At 71.6% G+C, this 21,794-nt stretch carries 3 protein-coding genes; all 3 read left to right on the forward strand.

Annotated features, from left to right (window positions below; genetic code table 11):
* Positions 1 to 5 precede the first annotated feature (5 nt).
* The 3 genes from ABZV77_RS12505 (at position 6) to ABZV77_RS12515 (ending at position 21,743) form a co-directional block, all read left to right on the forward strand.
* Positions 6 to 3,122: an amino acid adenylation domain-containing protein gene (locus tag ABZV77_RS12505; protein ID WP_356256011.1), complete on the forward strand. Its 3,117-nt coding sequence runs from the start codon at positions 6 to 8 to the stop codon at positions 3,120 to 3,122.
* Positions 3,119 to 7,765 (forward strand): amino acid adenylation domain-containing protein, encoded by a 4,647-nt coding sequence (locus tag ABZV77_RS12510; protein WP_356254359.1) that lies wholly within the window; start codon positions 3,119 to 3,121, stop codon positions 7,763 to 7,765. The genes ABZV77_RS12505 and ABZV77_RS12510 overlap by 4 nt, the downstream gene beginning before the upstream one ends.
* A gap of 124 nt (positions 7,766 to 7,889) precedes the next feature.
* Positions 7,890 to 21,743 (forward strand): amino acid adenylation domain-containing protein, encoded by a 13,854-nt coding sequence (locus ABZV77_RS12515; protein WP_356254362.1) that lies wholly within the window; start codon positions 7,890 to 7,892, stop codon positions 21,741 to 21,743.
* The last annotated feature ends 51 nt before the right edge of the window (positions 21,744 to 21,794 follow it).

Consider the following 21,794-nt stretch of genomic DNA (forward strand, 5'->3'; position numbering starts at 1 on the left):
CTGTGGTGGGTGAGCGGTCTGTGTCTTTGGTGGTGTGGTTGTTGGCTGTGTCGTTGGCGGGTGGTGTGTTCGTTCCGGTGGATGTGGGTTATCCGGTGGAGCGGGTGGGGTTTGTGTTGGGTGATGTGGGTGCGTCGGTGGTGGTGTGTTCGCGTGTGTGGAGGGGGTTGGTGCCTGGGGGGTTTGGGGGTCGGGTTGTGGTGGTGGATGACCCGGTGGTGGCTGGGGAGATCGGGGCGTGTGCGGCTGGTCCGTTGGGGGATGAGGAGCGGCTGGGGGTGTTGAGGGCTGCGCATGCGGCGTACGTGATTTACACCTCGGGTTCCACCGGCACCCCCAAGGGCGTCGCGGTCTCGCACCAGGGGCTGCGCAACCTCGTCGCGGAGAACGTGCGGCGCTACGCCATCGACCCCGACAGCCGCGTACTCCAACTGGTCTCGCCGAGCTTCGACGTCTCCCTCGCGGACATCTGGCCCACCCTGTGCGCGGGCGGCCGACTCGTGCTCGCCCCGACCCGCCTGGACATCTCCGGCGAGGAACTGTCCGGCCTCCTGCGCACCCGGCGCGTCACCCACGCCGCGATACCCCCGACCTTCCTCTCGCAGATGTCCCCGGAGGAACTGCCTGACCTGCGCCTGCTCATCACAGGAGGCGAGGCCATGCCCGTGGAGGTGCGCCGCCGCTGGTCGGCCGGGCGCGCCATGTACAACCAGTACGGGGTCACCGAGTCGACGATCATCTCCACGACCGCCCTGATCCGGGACAGCGAGGGCCCGCCCCCGATCGGGCGCCCGGTCGCCAACACCCAGACCTACGTACTGGACGCGTCCCTGCGGCCCGTGCCCGCGGGCGTGGCAGGGGAGCTGTACGTCGCAGGTGCCGGACTCGCGCGCGGCTACCTGGGGCGCGCGGCCCTCTCCGCGCAGCGTTTCGTGGCGAACCCGTTCGGGCCCGGCGAGCGGATGTACCGCACCGGTGACGTGGTCCGCTGGACCAGCGAGGGCGAGCTCGTCTTCGCGGGCCGCGCCGACGACCAGATCAAGATCCACGGACACCGCATCGAACCCGGCGAGATCGAGGCCGCCCTCGCGGGCTGCCCCGGAGTACGGCACGCCGCCGTGACGATCAGGGAGGACCGGCCCGGCGAGCGGCGCCTCGTCGGCTACGTCGCCGCGGACACGGAGGCGGTCGACGCGCGGACGATCCGGGAGTACGTCACCGACGTACTCCCGGAGTACATGGTTCCGGCGGCCTTGCTCGTCCTCGACGCCCTGCCGCGCACTGCCAACGGCAAGGTGGACCGGGCCGCGCTGCCCGCCCCCGACTTCGCAGGAAGCGCCACGAGCCGGGAGCCGCGGACCGCGGCCGAGAGCATCCTCTGCGATCTGTTCGCCGACATGCTGGGGCTCGACCGGGTCGGCGCCGAGGACAGCTTCTTCGAGCTGGGCGGCGACTCGATCAGCTCGATGCAACTGGTGTCCCGCGCCCGTCGTGCGGGCCTGGTCGTGACACCCCGGCAGGTCTTCGAGGAGAAGACCCCCGAACGCCTCGCGGAAGTGGCGGAGCCCGCCGGGCACGAGACCGCGGCGGCCGACGACGGCATCGGCGAGGTGCCGTGGACGCCGGTGATGCGGGCCTTCGGGGAGAAGGTCGCGGGCCCGGACTTCACCCAGTGGATGACGTTGGGCGTACCGGCCGGGCTCGGCCTCGACGTCCTCACTGCAGGCCTCGCCGCCCTCCTGGACGCCCACGACATGCTGCGGGCCCGCACCGTGCCCGGCGAGCCGAAGCTGATCGTGGGGGAACGGGGATCGGTCGACGCGGCGGCGTCGGTGTCCCGCGTCGACGCGACCGCGAACACTCCCGGAGCGAACACCCCCGGAACCCTGGACGAGATCGCGGGCAGGGCGGCAGAGGAAGCGGCGCGGCAGCTCGATCCCGCGGCCGGAGTGATGGTGCGGGCCGTGTGGGTCGACGCCGGACCCGAACGTACCGGCCGCGTCGTCCTCGTGGTGCACCACCTGGTGGTCGACGGCGTGTCCTGGCGCGTACTGGTCCCGGATCTGCGGGCCGCGTGCGAGGCGGTGGCCGCGGGGCGCACACCGCGGCTCGACCCGGTGGGGACGTCGTTCCGCCGCTGGTCAGAACTGCTGGCCGCGCAGGCGACCGACGCGTCACGGCTGGCCGAGCTGACGGACTGGCTGACCCTGCTGGGCGAGCGCCGACAGCCCCTGGCGTGGCGCGCGCCGGACCCGGCCGTCGACACCGCACGCACCCTGCGCCGCCGCTCGTGGACCGTTCCCCCGGAGCAGGTCGAGACGCTGGTCGCCCGCACCCCGGCCGCGTTCCACTGCGGGGTGCACGAGGTGCTCCTCGCCGCCCTCGCGGGCGCGGTGGCGCACTGGCGCCCCGACACCGCCACCGGGCTGCTGCTCGACATCGAGGGGCACGGGCGCGAGCCGATGGACGGGACCGACCTGTTACGGACAGTGGGCTGGTTCACGAGCGCGCACCCGGTGCGGCTGGAGGTGACCGGCGCCGACCTGGACGACGCTATGGCCGGTGGCAGGGCTGCCGGTACGTTGGTGAAGGCCGTCAAGGAGCAAGTGAGGGCGGTGCCCGGCGACGGACTCGGTTACGGCCTGTTGCGTCATCTCAACCCCGTTACGGCCCCGGTTCTCCGGACCGCACCGGCGGCGGAGATCGGCTTCAACTACCTCGGCCGGTTCGCGGCGGCGGCAGCGGCAGCGCCGGACACGGCTGGTGACGTCGGCGAGGTCGGCGCCTGGCAACTGGCGGGACCGGCGGGAGCGGGCGGCACGGACGGCTCGGACACACCGGCCCCGCACGCCATGGAGGGGATCGCGGTCGTCCGGGACACACCGGAAGGCCCCGAACTCACCGTCACGCTCAGCTGGCCGGGACGGCTCCTCGCCGAGGCCGACGTGGAACGGCTCGGCAGGACCTGGGTCCGCATGCTGGCCGGTCTTGCCGCCCACACCGACGACCCGACCGCGGGCGGACACACCCCGTCCGACTTCCACCTCCTCGACCTGGAACAGGACGAGGTCGACCAGTTCCAAGCGATAGCAGCGAAGCTCGAGGGAGGCCTGTCCCGGTGAAGTCTTCAACCGCCGCCCACGGCTCGGCCCTGGCCGAAGTGTGGCCCCTGTCGCCACTGCAGGAAGGGCTGCTGTTCCACGCGGACTTCGACGACCGGGGCCCCGACGTCTACGCCGTCCAGTTCCTGCTGGACGTGGCAGGCCCCCTGGACGCGGACCGGTTGCGCGTCTCCTGGGAAGCGCTGCTCGACCGGCACGCGGCACTGCGGGCCAGCTTCCACCGCAGGAAGTCGGGCGAGGCGGTGCAGCTCATCACCCGGAACGTGACGCTGCCCTGGCGCGAGGTCGACCTCTCGCCCCTCACCGACCCGGACATGACCGACCAGGCCGAGAAACTGGCGGCGCAGGAACGCGCCCAGCGCCTCGACCTGACGGCGCCCCCACTGCTGCGCCTGCTGCTCGTACGACTCGGCGCGGACCGGCACCGCCTCGTAGTGACGTCCCATCACCTCCTGATGGACGGCTGGTCGATGCCGGTCCTCCTGAACGAACTCTCACAGGTGTACGAGGCGGGCGGCGGCCCGTCCGTACTGAAGCGCGCGGCCTCCTTCGGTGCATATCTGGCGTGGCTGGGACGCCAGGACAAGGAGGCCGCGCGCACGGCCTGGCGGGCGGAGCTGGCCGGGGCCGACGAGCCGACGCTCGTGGCGCCCGCGGACCCGAGCGGCGCCCTCGTCCTGCCGGAGGAGACGCCCCTGAGCCTCTCCGAAGAGGACACACGAGCCCTGACGGAGGCGGGCCGCGCCCACGGCCTGACGGTGAACACGCTGGTGCAGGGCGCGTGGGCGCTGGTTCTCGCCCGTCTCGCCGGACGCACGGACGTCGTCTTCGGCGCGACCGTCGCGGGCCGCCCGGCCGAACTGCCGGGCGTGGAATCGATGATCGGCCTGCTCATCAACACGCTCCCGGTGCGCGTACGCCTCGACGGCGCGCAGCCCGTGGCCGGGATGCTCGCCGGGCTCCAGGAGCGCCAGTCCGCCCTCATCTCCCACCAGCACCTGGGCCTCGCGGAGATCCAGAAGCTCGCGGGCCCCGGAGCGGTCTTCGACACCCTCGTCGTCTACGAGAACTACCCGGCCCCTCCCGCCCGGCCGACGACCGCCGACCTCCCCACGTTCACCGCCTCCGCGGGACACCAGGCGACCAACTACCCGGTGACACTCGGCATCCTCGCCACCGACCACCACCTCCACATACGCGTCACCTCCCGCCCGGACCTGATCCCCCAGGAGCAGGCCGCCGAAATGGGCCGACGGCTCATGCGCGTCCTCCGGCAGATCGCGACCGACCCCTCGACACCGACGGCCCGTATCGACGTGCTGGGCGCCCCGGAGCGCGCACGCGTCGTGCACGAGTGGAACGACACCGAACGCCCGATGGCGCCCGGATCCGCTCTGCACGACTTCGAGCTGTGGGCGGCCCGTACGCCGGGTGCGGTGGCGGTGCGGTGTGGTGAGGAGGCCTTGTCGTACGGGGAGTTGGGGGCGCGGGCGAATCGTCTGGCCCGGTATTTGGTGGGGCTGGGGGTGGGGCCTGAGGTCCGGGTGGGGCTGTGTCTGCCGCGTGGGGTGGACATGGTTGTGGGGGAGTTGGCTGTGTGGAAGGCGGGCGGTGCGTTCGTTCCGCTGGATCCGGAGTATCCGGCTGATCGGTTGTCGTTCATGGTGGCCGACAGTGGTGCGCGGGTTGTGGTGGGTGTTGGCGAGTGCCTGGCCGGGGTTTCGGTGGGCGGTGCGCGGATCGTGCTGTTGGACGGGGACGCCCCGGTCGATGCGGAGTCCGACGCCTCGCTTGGCGTGCGGCTGTCCCCGGAGCAGCTCGCGTACGTGATCTATACGTCCGGCTCGACGGGCCGCCCCAAGGGAGTAGCCGTTGCGCATGGCGGCGTGGTGAATCTGGCGGCGGCGATGCGTCCGGTGCTGGGTGTGGAGGCGGGTGTCACGGTCCTGCAGTTCGCGTCGTTCAGCTTCGACGCGGCCGTGCTGGACGTGGCAGTGACGCTGTCCGGTGGCGGCACGCTGGCGATTGCTTCGGCGGCTGAGCGTGCGGAGCCCGCGGCGTTGGCGGAGATGATCGAGTCGGCGGGGGTGAGCACGGCCAGTGTCGTGCCGTCATTGCTGGGCGTGTTGGACCCGGCCATGGTTCCGGGCGTACGCAACTGGGTGCTCGGCGCCGAGCTGCTGACGGGAGAGCTGGCCGGACGGTGGGCGGCGCGGGCGCGGGTGTGGAACACCTACGGGCCCACCGAAGCCACCGTGATGGCCACCGCCGACCGGGTGGACGTCACGGCTGGTCCAGCGGACGCCCCGCCGCCGATCGGGCGTCCGCTGGACAACGTAAGGACGTATGTCCTGGACGGTTTCCTGCGTCCGGTTCCGGTGGGGGCGACGGGGGAGTTGTACGTCGCTGGGCCGGGGGTGGCTCGCGGGTATGTGGGGCGGCCGGATCTGACGGCGGAGCGTTTTGTGGCGTGCCCGTTCGCGGGTGGTGGCGGTGGCGGCCTCGGCGAGCGGATGTATCGGACTGGGGACCTGGCTCGCTGGACGGCCGAGGGGCAGTTGTTGTTCGTCGGGCGTGCGGATGAGCAGGTGAAGGTCCGTGGGTTCCGGGTGGAGCCGGGCGAGGTCGAGGCGGTGTTGGCGGCGCATCCCGAGGTGCGGCAGGCCGTGGTGGTCGCCCGTGAGGACCGGCCCGGCGACAAACGCCTCGTCGGTTATGTCGTGCCGGATGCGGGGCGGGTGGCGGATGCCGAGCTGCTGCGCGCGTATGTGGCCGGGGCGCTGCCGGAGTACATGGTGCCGACGGCAGTGGTGGTCTTGGACGTGCTGCCGTTGACGGTGAACGGGAAGGTGGATCGGGCTGCTCTGCCCGCGCCGGACTTCACCGCGCGGGTTGCGGGGCGTGAGCCGCGTACTGAGGTTGAGCGTGTGTTGTGTGGGTTGTTCGCCGAGGTGTTGGGGTTGGAGCGGGTCGGGGTCGAGGACGGGTTCTTCGAGCTGGGCGGGGACTCGATCAGCTCGATGCAGTTGGCTTCGCGTGCGCGCCGTGCGGGGTTCGTGGTCACGCCCCGGCAGGTGTTCGAGGAGAGGACGCCGGAACGCCTGGCTGCCGTGGTGCGGACACCCGACGAGGCGCGGCCGACGGTCGACGTCGGTACGGGTGTGGTGCCGTGGACGCCGGTCATGCGGGCGCTGGGCGAGCGGGCGGCGTGGCCTGGGTTTGCGCAGTGGGTGGTACTGGGGGTTCCGGGCGGGCTGGGGCTCGATGTCGTGGTGGCGGGCCTGGGCGCCGTGCTGGATGCGCACGACATGTTGCGGTCCCGTTCTGTGCCCGGCGAGGTGAGGCTCGTGGTGGGGGAGCGGGGCTCGGTGGATGCGGCTTCGCTGGTGTCACGTGTGGATGGCGTGGGTGCCGGACCCGGGGCGTTGGGGGAGCTGGCGGCCGGTGCCGCGCGGGAGGCGGCGGGGCGGCTGGATCCGGCGTCCGGGGTGATGGTTCGGGTGGTGTGGGTGGACGCGGGACCTGACTGCCTCGGTCAACTGGTCTTCGTAGCGCATCACTTGGTGGTGGATGGTGTGTCCTGGCGGGTGCTGGTGCCGGATCTGCGGGCGGCGTGCGAAGCGGTCGCGGAGGGGCGGGAGCCGAAGCCGGACCCGGTCGGTACGTCGTTCCGTCGCTGGGCGGAGTTGTTGGTGGCGGAGGCCGCCGGGCAGGCGCGGATCGCGGAACTCGACGGCTGGCTTGACCTCCTCGGGGAGCACCGAAACCCCCTCGCCCGACGTGAGTTGGACTCGTACATCGACACCGTGGGCACCTTGCGGCAGCAGGCATGGGTGGTGCCGCCGGAGCGGGCCGAGGTGCTGCTGAGCCGGACGCCGACCGCCTTCCACTGCGGCGTGGACGACATCCTGCTCGCCGCCCTGACCGGGGCGATCACACGCTGGCGGCCGGAGACGGCGTCCGGGCTCCTGGTCGACGTGGAGGGGCACGGCCGCGAGCCGATCAGTGGCGGGGACGACGTGGACCTGTCCCGCACGGTCGGCTGGTTCGCCAGCACGCATCCGGTCCGGTTGGACACGGCCGGGATCGATCTCACCCAAGCCCTGGCGGGCGGACCGGCAGCGGGCGAACTGCTGAAGACGGTCAAGGAGCAGCTGCGTGCGGTTCCGGGCGGTGACGGGCTCGGATACGAGCTGCTGCGCCACCTGAACCCGGAGACCGGCCCGGTCCTGCGGGCCCGGCCCGCTCCCGAGGTCGGCTTCAACTACATGGGCCGGTTCGCCGCCGCTGACGTACGTGACGTGGGTGACTCTGTTTGGCAGTTGAAGGGGGAGACGGCCATCGGTGGCTCGTCCGATCCCGACATGCCTCTGCACCATCTTCTGGACGCGGGCGCGATGGTCCGGGACACCGTGGCAGGTCCGGAAATGACGGTGACCTTGAGCTGGCCCGGGCACCTCGTGGCGGATGCCGAGGCGGAGTGCCTCGGCCGGACCTGGGTGGAACTCCTGGGCGGCCTGGCCGACCACACCGATGCCCCCGCCTCGGGCGGTCACACGCCGTCCGACTTCCCGCTTCTCGACCTTGCACAGGACGAAGTCGACGAATTCGAGGGGACCGGCCCCGCCGGATCCCCCTTCTGACCCACCGAATAGCTGACCCACCGAATATCTGACCCTGACCCGCTTGCGCCGTGAGCCGCCGCTGTCGCGCGGCCGACGGCGGGGCCCCGCACATCGCCGTTGCCGCTGTGAGGAGACAGAGACGATGACCCGATCCGTAGTCGAGGATGTCTGGCCGCTGTCGCCGTTGCAGGAAGGGCTCCTGTTCCACGCCGCCTTCGACGACCAGGGACCGGACGTCTACCAGGGGCAGCGGATGCTGGAGCTGGTCGGCCCCCTGGACGTGGACCGGCTGCGCAGGACGTGGGAGGCGCTGCTGGCCCGGCACGGCGCACTGCGGGCCAGCTTCCGCGGCCGCAAGTCCGGTGAGGCCGTGCAGGTCATCGCGCGCGAGGCGGCCCTGCCGTGGCGACTGGTGGACGTCTCCGGCCTCACGGAGAGCGAAGCCCTCGCCGAGACCGACCGGCTCGCCGCGGTCGAGCGTTCGCGGCGCTTCGACCCGGCGGTCGCCCCCTTGCTGCGGCTGCTCCTGGTCCGGCTCGGCGACAAGCGCCACCGGCTGGTCGTCACCAGCCACCACGTCGTCATGGACGGCTGGTCCATGGCGGTGCTGTTCAACGAGCTGCCCGCCGTCTACGCGGAGGGCGGCCACACGCGTGACCTGCCCCGTGTCACGTCCTACCGGGAGTACCTGGCCTGGCTGAACCGGCAGGACAAGGCGGCCGCGCGCGAGGCCTGGCGGGCGGAGCTGGCCGGGGCCGACGAACCGACACTCGTGGCACCGGCGGACCCCGGACGGACCCCCATCACCCCAGAGAGCCTGATCACCCACATCTCCGCGGAGCTGACGGAAGGCCTCGCGAAGGTGGCGCGCAGCCACGGAATCACGGTGAACACCGTGATCCAGGGCGCGTGGGCGCTGGTCCTTGCCCGCCTCGCCGGACGCACGGACGTCGTGTTCGGCGCGACAGCGGCGGGCCGCCCGGCCGAACTACCGGGCGTGGAATCGATGATCGGCCTGTTCATCAACACGCTCCCGGTCCGCGTACGCCTCGACGGCACGCAGCCGGTGTCGGAGATGCTCGCCGCCCTGCAGAGCCGACAGGCCGCGCTCATGGCGCACCAGCACCTCGGACTGCCCGAGATCCAGAAGCTCGCCGGTCCCGGATCGGTCTTCGACACGATCGTCGTGTACGAGAACTACCCGCGCCCCCCGGAGCGGGAGCCCGCCCCCGGCACCTTCGCCATCCGGTTCCTCGGCGGCGAAGAGGCGGCGCACTACCCGCTCACCCTGGTCGTCGCACCCGAGGGCGACCGCATGGGCTTCAAGCTCGACCACCGCCCCGACCTGTACGACCGGGCGGCCGCCCAGTCGGTCGTCGACCGACTGACGCGGGTCCTCGAACAGGTGGTGGCAGATCCCACGGTGCCGGTGGGGCGGGTCGACGTGGCGGGAGCGGCCGAGCGGTCGCTGGTCGTGGAGGAGTGGAACGCGACGCGGCAGCCGGTGGCGGCCGATTCGGTACCCGAACTGATCGTCATGCAGGCGGAACGCACCCCTGACGCGGTGGCGGTCTCGGCCGCGGACGGCGAACGGTCCCTCTCCTACCAGGAGTTGCAATCCGAGTCGGCACGCCTCGCCCTGCATCTGACGGCCGTCGGAGTGCGCCGCGGGGACCGCGTCGCCGTGGCGATGGAACGCTCCGTCGACTTGATCGTTGCGCTGCTTGCGGTGTGGCGGGCGGGGGCGGCGTTCGTGCCGGTGGATGTGGAGTATCCGGCGGAGCGGGTGGAGTTCCTGCTGAAGGACTCGGCGCCGGTGGCGGTGGTGTGCACCCGGAACACGAGCCGGTTTGTCCCGGAGCATGCGGCGGGTGGTCGGCGTGTGGTGGTGGATGACGTGGAGACCGCCTCGGCTGTTGCTGCTTGTCGGGTGGATGGTCCTGGGGTGGTGGTGGGTGGGGGTGATGTGGCGTATGTGATGTATACGTCGGGTTCGTCGGGGGTGCCGAAGGGTGTGGCGGTGCCGCATGGTGCGGTGGCGGGTTTGGTTGGGGTTTCTGGTTGGTCGGTGGGTGTGGGGGATGCGGTGTTGATGCATGCGCCGCATGCGTTTGATGTGTCGTTGTTTGAGGTGTGGGTGCCGTTGGTGGTGGGTGCTCGGGTGGTGGTTGCGGGGCCGGGTGTGGTGGATGCCGTTCGGGTCCGGGCTGCTGTTGTGGGTGGTGTGTCGGCGGTGCATGTGACGGCGGGGATGTTCCGGGTGCTGGCGGAGGAGTCCCCGGGATGCTTCGCGGGTCTGCGGGAGGTGTTGACGGGCGGGGATGTGGTGCCTGCTGCTGCGGTGACGCGGGTGCGGGAGGTGTGTCCGGAGGTGGTTGTGCGGCATCTTTACGGGCCGACGGAGATCACCCTCTGCGCCACATGGCACGTGCTCCCGGCGGGCGCGCCGATGGACAGGGCCCTGCCGATCGGCCGACCCCTGGCCAACCGCCACGCGTACGTCCTGGACGCCTTCTTGCGCCCGGTCCCGCCCGGAGTGACGGGCGAGCTCTACATCGCCGGGTCCGGTCTGGCGCGCGGGTACCTCGGTCGACCGGGGCTTTCGGCGGAGCGGTTCGTGGCGTGCCCGTTCGGTGAGGGCGGGCGGCGGATGTACCGGACCGGTGACCTGGTGCGGTGGACGGCGGAGGGTGAGCTGTTGTTCGTGGGGCGTGCGGATGAGCAGGTGAAGGTCCGTGGGTTCCGGGTGGAGCTGGGTGAGGTGGAGACAGTGCTCGCCGGGCACGAGGCCGTGGGGCAGGCGGTGGTGGTGGCTCGCCAGGATGTGTCGGGCGGGGAGAAGCGGCTCGTTGGTTATGTCGTGCCGGATGCGGGGCGGGTGGCGGATGCCGAGCTGTTGCGGGCGTATGTGGCCGGGGCGCTGCCGGAGTACATGGTGCCGGCAGCCGTGGTGGTCTTGGACGTGCTGCCGTTGACGGTGAACGGGAAGGTGGATCGGGCCGCGCTGCCTGCGCCGGACTTCGCCGCGCGGGCTACTGACCGCGGGCCGCGTACTGAGGTCGAGCGTGTGTTGTGTGGGTTGTTCGCCGAGGTGTTGGGGTTGGAGCGGGTCGGGGTCGAGGACGGGTTCTTCGAGCTGGGCGGGGACTCGATCAGCTCGATGCAGTTGGCTTCGCGTGCGCGCCGTGCGGGGCTCGTGATCACGCCCCGGCAGGTGTTCACCGAGAAGAGCGTGGAGCGGCTGGCGCTGGTCGTGGAGCCGGTGGGGCGCGAGGCTGCGGTGCCTGATGTCGGTACAGGTGTGGTGCCGTGGACTCCGGTCATGCGGGCGTTGGGTGAGCGGGCGGCGTGGCCTGGGTTTGCGCAGTGGGTGGTGCTGGGGGTTCCGGGCGGGCTGGGGCTGGACGTTCTGGCGGCGGGGTTGGGTGCTGTGCTCGACCGGCACGACATGCTGCGGGCCCGTGCGGTTCCGGGTGAGTCGAAGTTGGTGGTGGGTGAGCCGGGGTCGGTGGATGTCGGGGTTCTGATCGACCGCGTGGATGTGTCGGACGGCGGCCTGGATCTGGGTGAGCTGGCGCGGGGCGCTGCGGGGCGGCTCGATCCGGTGCGTGGTGCGATGGTGCGGGCTGTGTGGGCGGACTGCGGTCCTGATCGGCCCGGTCAACTCATCCTCGTGGCACATCACTTGGTTGTGGATGGTGTGTCCTGGCGGGTGCTGGTGCCGGATCTGCGGGTGGCGTGTGAGGCGGTGGCGGAGGGGCGGGTGCCGGAGTTGGATCCGGCCGAAACGTCGTTCCGTCGTTGGGCGGAGCTGCTGACCGCAGAGGCCACCGGGGAGGCGCGGGTCGCGGAACTCGACGGCTGGCTGAACCTCCTCGGAGAGCCTCAACAACCGCTCGGTGTACGGGGATTGCGGGCGGACGTTGACACAGTCCGGACCCTGCGCCAGCGGGCATGGGTGATACCGGCGGAGCGGGCCGAGGCGCTGCTGGGCCGGACGCCTACTGCCTTCCACTGCGGCGTGGACGACATCCTGCTAGCCGCCTTGACCGGGGCGATCACCCACTGGAAGCCGGAAACGACTGCGGGACTTCTGATCGACGTGGAGGGACACGGCCGCGAGCCGATCAGCGGCGCGGACGACGTGGACCTGTCCCGCACGGTCGGCTGGTTCACCAGCGCGCATCCGGTACGGACGAGTACGTCAGGGATCGATCTCGCCCAGGTCCTCGACGGAGGCCCCGCCGCGGGCACCCTGCTGAAAGCGGTCAAGGAGCAGGTACGTTCGGTCCCGGGCGGCGACGGACTCGGCTACGAACTGCTGCGCCACCTGAACCCGGAGACCGGCCCCGTCTTGAGCGCCCGGCCCGCCCCCGAAATCGGCTTCAACTACATGGGCCGCTTCACCACCGACACCCGCAACACGACCACCACCGCCTGGCAGTTGACCGGCGAAACCGCCATCGGCGGCACAGTCCCCCCGGACATGCCGCTCCAGCACACCCTCGAGGCGAACGTCACCGTCCGGGACACCCCCGGCGGGCCCGAGCTGGAGCTCCGGCTGAGCTGGCCGGACGGTGTGCTGGCGCAGGACGATGCGGAGCAGCTCGGCAGTACCTGGGCCGCCATGCTGGCCGGGCTGGCCGCCCACGCGACGACCGGCCCCGACGCGGGCGGACACACCCCCTCCGACTTCCCGCTCCTCGGCGCCGCCGCACTGACACAGGGCGACGTCGAAAGGGTGGAGGCGGCGGTGCCGGAGCCCGCCGACGTATGGCCGCTGTCACCGCTGCAGGAAGGGATGCTCTTCCACGCCACCTACGACGCGGACGGGCCGGACGCCTACCAGAGTCAACGCGTGCTCGCCATCGACGGACCGCTGGACGCCCGGCGGCTGCGGACGGCATGGGAGTCACTGGTCGCTAGGCACGAGGCGCTGCGCGCGAGCTTCCACCGCCTTGCCTCAGGCGAAGCCGTGCAGGTCGTTGCCGGGGCCGGAGTCGTACAACTGCCTTGGCGTGACGTCGACGTGTCGGGCCTCGATCCGGCCGACGCGCTCGCCGAGGCCGACCGCCGCGCCGAGAGCGAAGCGGCGGAACGGCTGGACCTGACGACCGCACCGCTGCTGCGCCTGCTGCTGATCCGCCTTGGCGCGGAGCAGCATCGGCTCGTCGTCACCAGCCACCACATCGTGGCCGACGGCTGGTCGACGCCGGTCATGCTCAACGAGGTGTCGGCGATCTACGCGGCGGACGGTGCCGCCCCCGCGCCCGTCAGGTCGGCCTCGTACGGGGACTACCTCGCGTGGCTGGACCGCCAGGGCAAAGAGGCCGCGCGGGAGGCCTGGCGGGCTGAGCTGGCCGGGGCCGACGAGCCGACGCTCGTGGCACCGGCGGACCTCCCCGGTGGCCTCGTCCTGTCCGAGGAACGCTCCGTCCGGCTGTCCGGCAGGGCGACGCGAGCCGTCACCGCACTGGCCCGCTCCCAGGGGCTGACCGTCAACACCCTCGTCCAGGGCGCGTGGGCACTGGTCCTCGCACGGCTCGCCCGGCGCACGGACGTCGTCTTCGGCACGACCGTGGCCGGGCGGCCACCGGAGATCCCCGGCATCGAATCGATGATCGGCCTGTTCATCAACACCCTGCCGGTACGCGTACGGCTCGACGCCCGACAGCCGGTACTCACCCTTCTCACGCAACTGCAGGAGCGTCAGGCAATACTGATGCCCCATCAGCACACAGGACTTGCCGAGATCCAGGCGCTCGGCGGACCCGGCGCGGTCTTCGACACGATGCTGATGGTCGAGAACTACCCACGGAACACCTCCCGGCTCTCCGGCCCCGCCCCCGTCACACTCACCCAGCTCAGCAGTCAGGCGGGAACGCATTACCCCTTGGCCATCGGCGTCGTCCCGGACGACGACCGCATCGAGGTCCGCGTGACGCATCGGCCCGACGTGTTCGACGGGCAGCGCGCCCTCCACGTGGGCCGTCAACTGACGCGAGTCCTCGAACAGTTCGCGGCCGACCCGGCGCTGCGGGTCGGCGACATCGACGTACTGGGCACGGCGGAGCGCACCGCGGTCGTGGAGCGCTGGAACGACACCGACCGGCCGGTCGGGGCCGGAACGCTCGGGGAGCTGTTCGAGGCGCAGGTGCGCCGAACGCCCGACGCATCCGCCGTGATCGGTGCGGACAGGAAGTGGACGTACACCGAACTGGGCCGGGCCGCCGACCGCGTGGCACACGACCTGCTGACGCGCGGTGTGCAAAGGGGAGACCTCGTCGGCGTGGTCATGGAACGCTCCGTGGACGTGGTCGCCGTGCTGCTCGGCGTGGCACGGGCCGGAGCGGCGTTCGTACCGGTCGACCCGGCCCACCCGGCGGAGCGGATCGCACACGTACTCGCCGACGCGAACCCCGCACTCGTGGTGTGCACGACCACGACCGAGCCGGTGCTCCCCGCGGAAACCGGACGCTGGGTGTTCGACGCCCCCGAGACGGTCTCCCCCCTCGTCAGCCGTTCACCCCGGCCGGGTGGGCCTGCCTGCCGCGTGTCGGACCCCGCGTATGTGATCTACACGTCCGGCTCGACAGGTACGCCCAAGGGCGTGGTCGTCACGCACGGCGGCATCGGCAACCTCGCCACCGGCCAGATCGAACGCTTCGCCGTACGCCCCGACTCACGCGTCCTGCAACTCGCCTCCTGGAGTTTCGACGCCGCGGTCTCCGAGATGTGCATGGCCCTGCTCTCCGGAGCGGCGCTCGTCGTGGTCGACGGCGACAGGCTGCCGCCGCACGGCTCGCTGGAGGAGCTCGCCGCCGAGTTCGGGATCACGCACATGACCGTGCCCCCGTCCGTCCTGGGGACCGTGGACGAGCTGCCGGACACCGTCGGGACACTGGTGGTGGCGGGCGAGGAGTGCCCGCCCCGGCTGGCGCGGCGGTGGTCGGACCGCCGCCTCGTCAACGCCTACGGCCCCACCGAGGTGACCGTCTGCGCGGCGATGAGCGAGCCACTGCGACCGATGCAGGATGACGGTCCTGTGCCGGTCGGCCGCCCCCTGGTCAACACCCGGGCATACGTCCTCGACGACTTCCTGAAACCGGTCGGCCCGGGAACCGTGGGCGAGCTGTACGTCAAGGGCCCGGGCCTGGCGCGCGGATACCTGCGGCGACCCGGCCTGTCGGCAGAGCGGTTCGTGGCGTGCCCGTTCGGTGAGGGCGGGCGGCGGATGTACCGCACCGGTGACTTGGTCCGCTGGACGGCGGAGGGCGAGCTGCTGTTCGTGGGGCGTGCGGATGAGCAGGTGAAGGTCCGTGGGTTCCGGGTGGAGCTGGGCGAGGTGGAGACAGCGCTCGCCGGGCACGAATCGGTCGGTCAGGCCGTGGTGGTGGCTCGCCAGGACGTGCTGGGCGGGGAGAAGCGGCTCGTTGGTTATGTCGTGCCGGATGCGGGGCGGGTGGCGGATGCCGAGCTCCTGCGCTCGTACGTGGCCGGGGCGCTGCCGGAGTACATGGTTCCGGCGGCTGTGGTGGTCTTGGACGTGCTGCCGTTGACGGTGAACGGCAAGGTGGACCGGGCCGCGCTGCCCGCGCCGGACTTCGCCGGGCGGGCTACCGGCCGCGGGCCGCGTACTGAGGTCGAGCGTGTGTTGTGTGGGTTGTTCGCCGAGGTGTTGGGGTTGGAGCGGGTCGGGGTCGAGGACGGGTTCTTCGAGCTGGGCGGCGACTCGATCAGCTCCATGCAGTTGGCCTCACGGGCTCGTCAGGCCGGGGTGGTCCTCACGCCACGCCAGGTGTTCGAGGAGAAGACCGTGGAGCGGCTGGCGCTGGTCGTGGAGACGGCGGGCCGTGAGGCTGCGGTGCCTGATGTCGGTACGGGTGTGGTGCCGTGGACTCCGGTCATGCGGGCGTTGGGCGAGCGCGTCACGAGCGCGCAATTCGCCCAGTGGGTGGTGCTGGGCACCCCGGCAGGGCTGCGCCCGGACGTCCTGACGGCGGGCTTGGGTGCTGTGCTCGACCGGCACGACATGCTGCGGGCCCGTACGGTTCCGGGTGAGTCGAAGCTGATCGTCGACGAGCCGGGGGCGGTCGACGTCGGGAGTCTGATCGACCGCGTGGATGTGTCTGATGGTGGCTTGGATCTGGGTGAGCTGGCGCGGGAGGCTGCGGGGCGACTGGATCCGGTTCGTGGTGCGATGGTGCGGGCTGTGTGGGTGGACTCCGGTCCTGATCGACCCGGTCAACTCATCCTCGTAGTGCATCACTTGGTTGTGGATGGTGTGTCCTGGCGGGTGCTGGTGCCGGATCTGCGGGTGGCGTGTGAGGCGGTGGCGGAGGGGCGGGTGCCGGAGTTGGATCCGGCCGGGACGTCGTTCCGTCGTTGGGCGGAGCTGCTGACCGCAGAGGCCACCGGGGAGGCGCGGGTCGCGGAACTCGACGGCTGGCTCGACCTGCTGGGTGAGGACGAACAGCCCTTGGCACAGCGGGCGCTGGACCCGTCCGTCGACACTGCCCGCACTCTGCGCCGAAGTTCCTGGGTGGTGCCACCGGAGCGGGCCGAGGCGCTGCTGGGCCGGACGCCGATCGCCTTCCACTGCGGTGTGGACGACATCCTGCTGGCCACCCTGACCGGGGCGATCACGCACTGGCGGCCGGACACGACACCAGGACTCCTGATCGACGTAGAAGGGCATGGTCGCGAGCCGATCGGCGGAGGCGATGTGGATCTGTCGCGCACGGTCGGCTGGTTCACCAGCGCACACCCGGTACGGACCAGCACGTCAGGGATCGATCTCGCCCAGGTCCTCGACGGAGGCCCCGCCGCGGGCGCCCTGCTGAAAGCGGTCAAGGAACAGGTACGCGCGGTCCCGGGCGGCGACGGACTCGGCTACGAACTCCTGCGCCACCTCAATCCGGAGACCGGCCCGGTCCTGAGCGCCCGGCCCGCCCCCGAAATCGGCTTCAACTACATGGGCCGCTTCACCACCGACACCAGCAACACTCCCACCACCGCCTGGCAGTTGACCGGCAACACCGCCATCGGCAGCACAGTCCCCCCGGACATGCCACTGCACCACGTCCTGGAAGCGGGAGCCGCGGTGCGCGACACCCCGGACGGCCCGGAGCTGACGCTCACCCTGAGCTGGGCGGGCGATCTCGTGCCGGAAGCGGAGGCCGAGCGGCTCGGCAGCACCTGGGCGGCCATGCTGGGCGGCCTTGCCGGGCACACCCTCGCCGACGTCACCGCGGGCGGACACACCCCCTCCGACTTCCCTCTCCTCGGCTCCGCACTGACGCAGACCGACGTGGAGGAGCTGGAGACCGCGGTGCCGGAACCGGCCGACGTATGGCCGCTGTCACCGCTGCAGAAAGGCATGCTGTTCCACGCCACGTACGACGAGAGCGGCCCCGACGTCTACGAAGGCCAGCGGGCACTGGAGCTGGAAGGACCGCTGGACGCGGCCCGGCTGCGCGCCGCGTGGCAGGCGTTGCTGCGCCGACACCCGACCCTGCGCGCGAGCTTCCACCGCCTCACCTCGGGCGAGGCCGTGCAGGTCGTCGGGAGCGACGTCGAGCTGCCGTGGCGCGAGGTCGACATATCGATCCACACCCCAGCCGATGCCCTCGCCGAGTCGGAACGCCTTGCCGAGTCCGAACGCCTCGCCGAGACCGAGCGGGCGCAACGCATCGACGTCACGAAGGCGCCGCTGATGCGGCTGCTCCTGATCCGCCTCGCCGAGGACCGGCACCACCTGGTCATCACCAGCCACCACCTCATCATGGACGGCTGGTCCCTGCCGGTCCTGATCGCCGATCTGTCCGCCGTGTACGAGGCGCTGGCGACGGGCGGCGACGAACGGGGCCTCCCGGCGGTGACGTCCTACCGCGAGTACCTCGCCTGGCTCGGTCGGCAGGACGGCGAAGTGGCGCGGCAGGCCTGGCGCGCCGAACTGGCCGGACTGGACGAGCCGACCCGCGTCGTGCCCGCGGACTCGGTGCGCGTGCCGGTCGTGCCGGAGCGGGTGCGGTTCGCGTTCCCCGAGGAGTTGTCGCGGGATGTCGCCGCGCTGGCCCGCGACCGCGGGCTGACCGTGAACACGTTGGTGCAGGGCGCGTGGGCGCTACTCCTCGCTCGCCTCGCCGGACGCGCCGACGTGGTGTTCGGCGCGACCGTGGCGGGGCGGCCCACCGATCTGCCGGGCGCCGAGTCGGCGATCGGCCTCTTCATCAACACCCTGCCGGTGCGGGTACGTCTCGACGCCCGGCAGCCCGTCGCCGAGATGCTGGCGGAACTCCAGGAACGACAGGTCGCACTGATGGCCCATCAGCACATGGGGCTTTCGGAGATCCGTCGGCTCGCGGGCCCCGGCGCGGAGTTCGACACCCTCGTGGTCTACGAGAACTACCCCCACCCGCCCGCCGGGCCCGAGGCGCCCAACTCCCTCACCATCCGTCCCACGGGCGCGCCGCAGGACATGGGCCACTACCCGCTGACCTTCGTCGTGTCGCCGGGCACGCCCATGCAGGGCGACTTCGTCCACCGGCCGGACGTGTGCGACCGCGCCGGTGCCGAGCGCATGATCGCGTCGCTGATCCGGATCCTCGAACAGCTGGTCACCGACCCGCAGGCCCCCGTGGGGCAGTTGGACGTGGCGGACGCCGACGTGCGCGAGACGGTCGTGCACGCGTGGAACGACACGGAGTCGCCGATGACCGGGGCGCCGCTTCCCGAGCTGTTCGGTCGGCGGGTGGGGTTGTCGGCGGGTGCGGTGGCGTTGGTGGCGGGTGATTGCCGGGTGACGTATGGGGAGTTGGGGGGTGAGGTGGGGCGGTTGGCTCGGTATTTGGTAAGTGTGGGTGTGGGGCCTGAGGTGCGGGTTGCTGTGGTGGGTGAGCGGTCTGTGTCTTTGGTGGTGTGGTTGTTGGCTGTGTCGTTGGCGGGTGGTGTGTTCGTTCCGGTGGATGTGGGTTATCCGCCTGAGCGGGTGGGGTTTGTGTTGGGTGATGTGGGTGCGTCGGTGGTGGTGTGTTCGCGTGTGTGGAGGGGGTTGGTGCCTGGGGGGTTTGGGGGTCGGGTTGTGGTGGTGGATGACCCGGTGGTGGCTGGGGAGATCGGGGCGTGTGCGGCTGGTCCGTTGGGGGATGAGGAGCGGCTGGGGGTGTTGCGGGCTGCGCATGCGGCGTACGTCATTTACACCTCGGGTTCCACCGGCACCCCCAAGGGCGTCGTCGTCACCCACGCCGGGCTGCACAACCTCGCGCGGGCCCAGATCGACCGCTTCGGTGTGCGGGAGGACTCGCGCGTCCTGCAGTTCGCGTCACTCGGCTTCGACGCGGCCGTCTCCGAGCTGTGCATGGCGCTGCTTTCGGGCGGCACGCTGGTCCTCGCCACGGCGGACGAACTGCCGCCGCAGGTCTCGCTGGACGCCGCCCTGCGGGCATCGCGGGCGACCCACGTGACCGTGCCGCCGAGCGTCCTCGCGGCCGAGGACAGCCTGCCGGACGGCCTCGAAACCCTCGTGGTGGCCGGTGAGGCCTGCCCGCCGGGTCTTGTCGACCGGTGGGCGTCCGGCCGACGCATGGTCAACGCGTACGGGCCGACGGAGACGACGGTCTGCGCCGCGATGAGCGAGCCGTTGACGCCGGGACGCGACATCGTTCCGCTGGGGCGACCCATGGCGAACCTGCGGGCCTACGTCCTGGACGAGTTCCTGCTGCCCGTGCCGCCCGGCGTGACCGGCGAGCTGTACGTGACCGGAGCGGGGCTCGCCCGCGGCTACCTGGCGCGGCCCGGGCTGTCCGCGCAGCGGTTCGTCGCCTGCCCGTTCGGCGCGGGAGAGCGGATGTACCGCACCGGCGACGTGGCGCGGTGGACCGACGACGGCGAGCTGGTCTTCGTGGGCCGCGCCGACGACCAGGTCAAGATCCACGGGTACCGGATCGAGCCGGGCGAGATCGAGGCCGTGCTCGCCGCGCACCCGGACGTCACGCAGGCCGTGGTCGTCGCACGCCGCGACGGCCCCGACGACGCCCACCGCCTGATCGCGTACGTCGTCACGGGCAACGGTGCGCTGCCCGGCGAGGCGGAGTCCCCGGGACTCCCCGCGTACGTACGCGACCGGCTGCCGGAGTACATGGTCCCGGCGGCGTTCGTCCCGCTGGAGCGGCTGCCGCTGAACCCCAACGGGAAGGTGGACCGGGCGGCCCTGCCCGCCCCCGACTTCGCCGAACGGGTCACGGGACGCGCGCCGCGGACCCCGGCCGAGCGCACCCTGTGCGAGCTGTTCGCCGAGGTGCTCGGGCTGGAGCGGGTCGGCGTCGGAGACAGCTTCTTCGAGCTGGGCGGCGACTCGATCATGTCGATGCAGCTTGCTTCGCGGGCCCGCAGGGCCGGGCTCCTGCTGACCTCGCGGCAGGTGTTCGAGGAGAAGACCCCCGAACGCCTCGCGGAGGTCGCGGAGACCGCCGAACCGGAGACCGCGCCCGACGACGTCGGCGTCGGTGAGGTGCCGTGGACCCCCGTGATGCACGCGCTGGGGGAGCGGGCCACCAGCCCCGGGTTCGCGCAATGGGTGGTGGTCGGCGCCCCGGCCGGGCTCGGCCTCGACGTCCTGGCCACGGGCCTCGCCGCCGTCCTCGACACGCACGACATGCTGCGCGCCCGCACCGTCCCCGGACAGCCCAAGCTCGTCGTCGGCGAACAGGGCTCGGTGGACGCGACGACGCTGGTGTCCCGCGTCGACGCGACGACCACCACCAACCCCTCAGCCCCCGCGGCCCGAACACTCGACGAGATCGCGAGCGAGGCCGCACGGGAAGCGGCGTGCCGGCTCGACCCGGCGGCCGGGACACTGGCCCGCGCGGTGTGGGTCGACGCAGGACCGGGGCGCACCGGGCGCATCGTGCTGGTGGTGCACCACCTCGTGGTGGACGGCGTGTCGTGGCGCGTCCTCGTCCCCGACCTGCGGGCGGCATGCGAAGCGGCGGCCGCGGGACGCGCACCCGACCTGGAGGCCGTCGGAACGTCGTTCCGCCGCTGGGCGGAGCTGCTGGCCGCGCAGGCGGTCGACGCCCACCGCGTCGAGGAGGCCGACGACTGGCTGGCCCTGCTGGGCAAGGAGCAACAGGCCGTCGCGGAGCGCGTGTTGGACCCCGCCGTCGATACCGTACGCACCCTGCGGCACCGCTCCTGGACCGTGCCGCCCGAGCACGCGGCCATCCTTGTGGGCCGCACTCCGACCGCCTACCACTGCGGTGTCGACGACGTGCTCCTCGCGGCCCTCGCGGGGGCCGTCGCGCACTGGCGGCCCGACACCGCGTCCGGGCTGCTCGTCGACATCGAGAGTCACGGACGTCAACCGCTCGACGGCGTCGACCTGTTGCGGACGGTGGGCTGGTTCACCAGCGTGCGCCCGGTGCGGCTGGAGGTGACCGGCGCCGACCTGGACGGCGCTATGGCCGGTGGCAGGGCTGCCGGTACGTTGGTGAAGGCCGTCAAGGAGCAGGCGCGGGCGGTGCCCGGCGACGGACTCGGCCATGAACTGCTGCGCCACCTCAACCCCGCGACACGGACCGGGTTCGAGGCCGCACCGGCGGCACAGATCGGCTTCAACTACCTGGGCCGGTTCGCCACCGGCGGAGGCCGTGCCGCGGGCCCGCCCGGCCCGTGGGAGATGGCCGGAGACACCGCGATCGGCGGCTCGGTCGACCCGGACATGCCCGCCACCCACGCACTGGACGCCGGTGCGGTGGTCAGGGACACCGCCGAAGGGCCCGCACTGACGATCACTCTGAGCTGGGCGAGTCGGCTGCTGGAGGAAGCCGACGCCGACCGGCTCGGCAGGACCTGGCTGGACATGCTGGCAGGCCTGGCGGACCACACCGCCGATCCCACGGCAGGCGGACACACCCCATCCGACTTCCACCTCCTCAACCTCGCACAACACCAGATCGAGGAACTCGAAGCCGGATTCTCCGGCGAGCAGCCATGACCGACAGGCACAAGCCGTTGTACAGGCACAGCCGTTGTGAGGAGACAGAGC

Origin of the sequence: Streptomyces sp. NPDC004732 (genome assembly GCF_040609235.1) — a bacterium.
GTDB lineage: Bacteria > Actinomycetota > Actinomycetes > Streptomycetales > Streptomycetaceae > Streptomyces.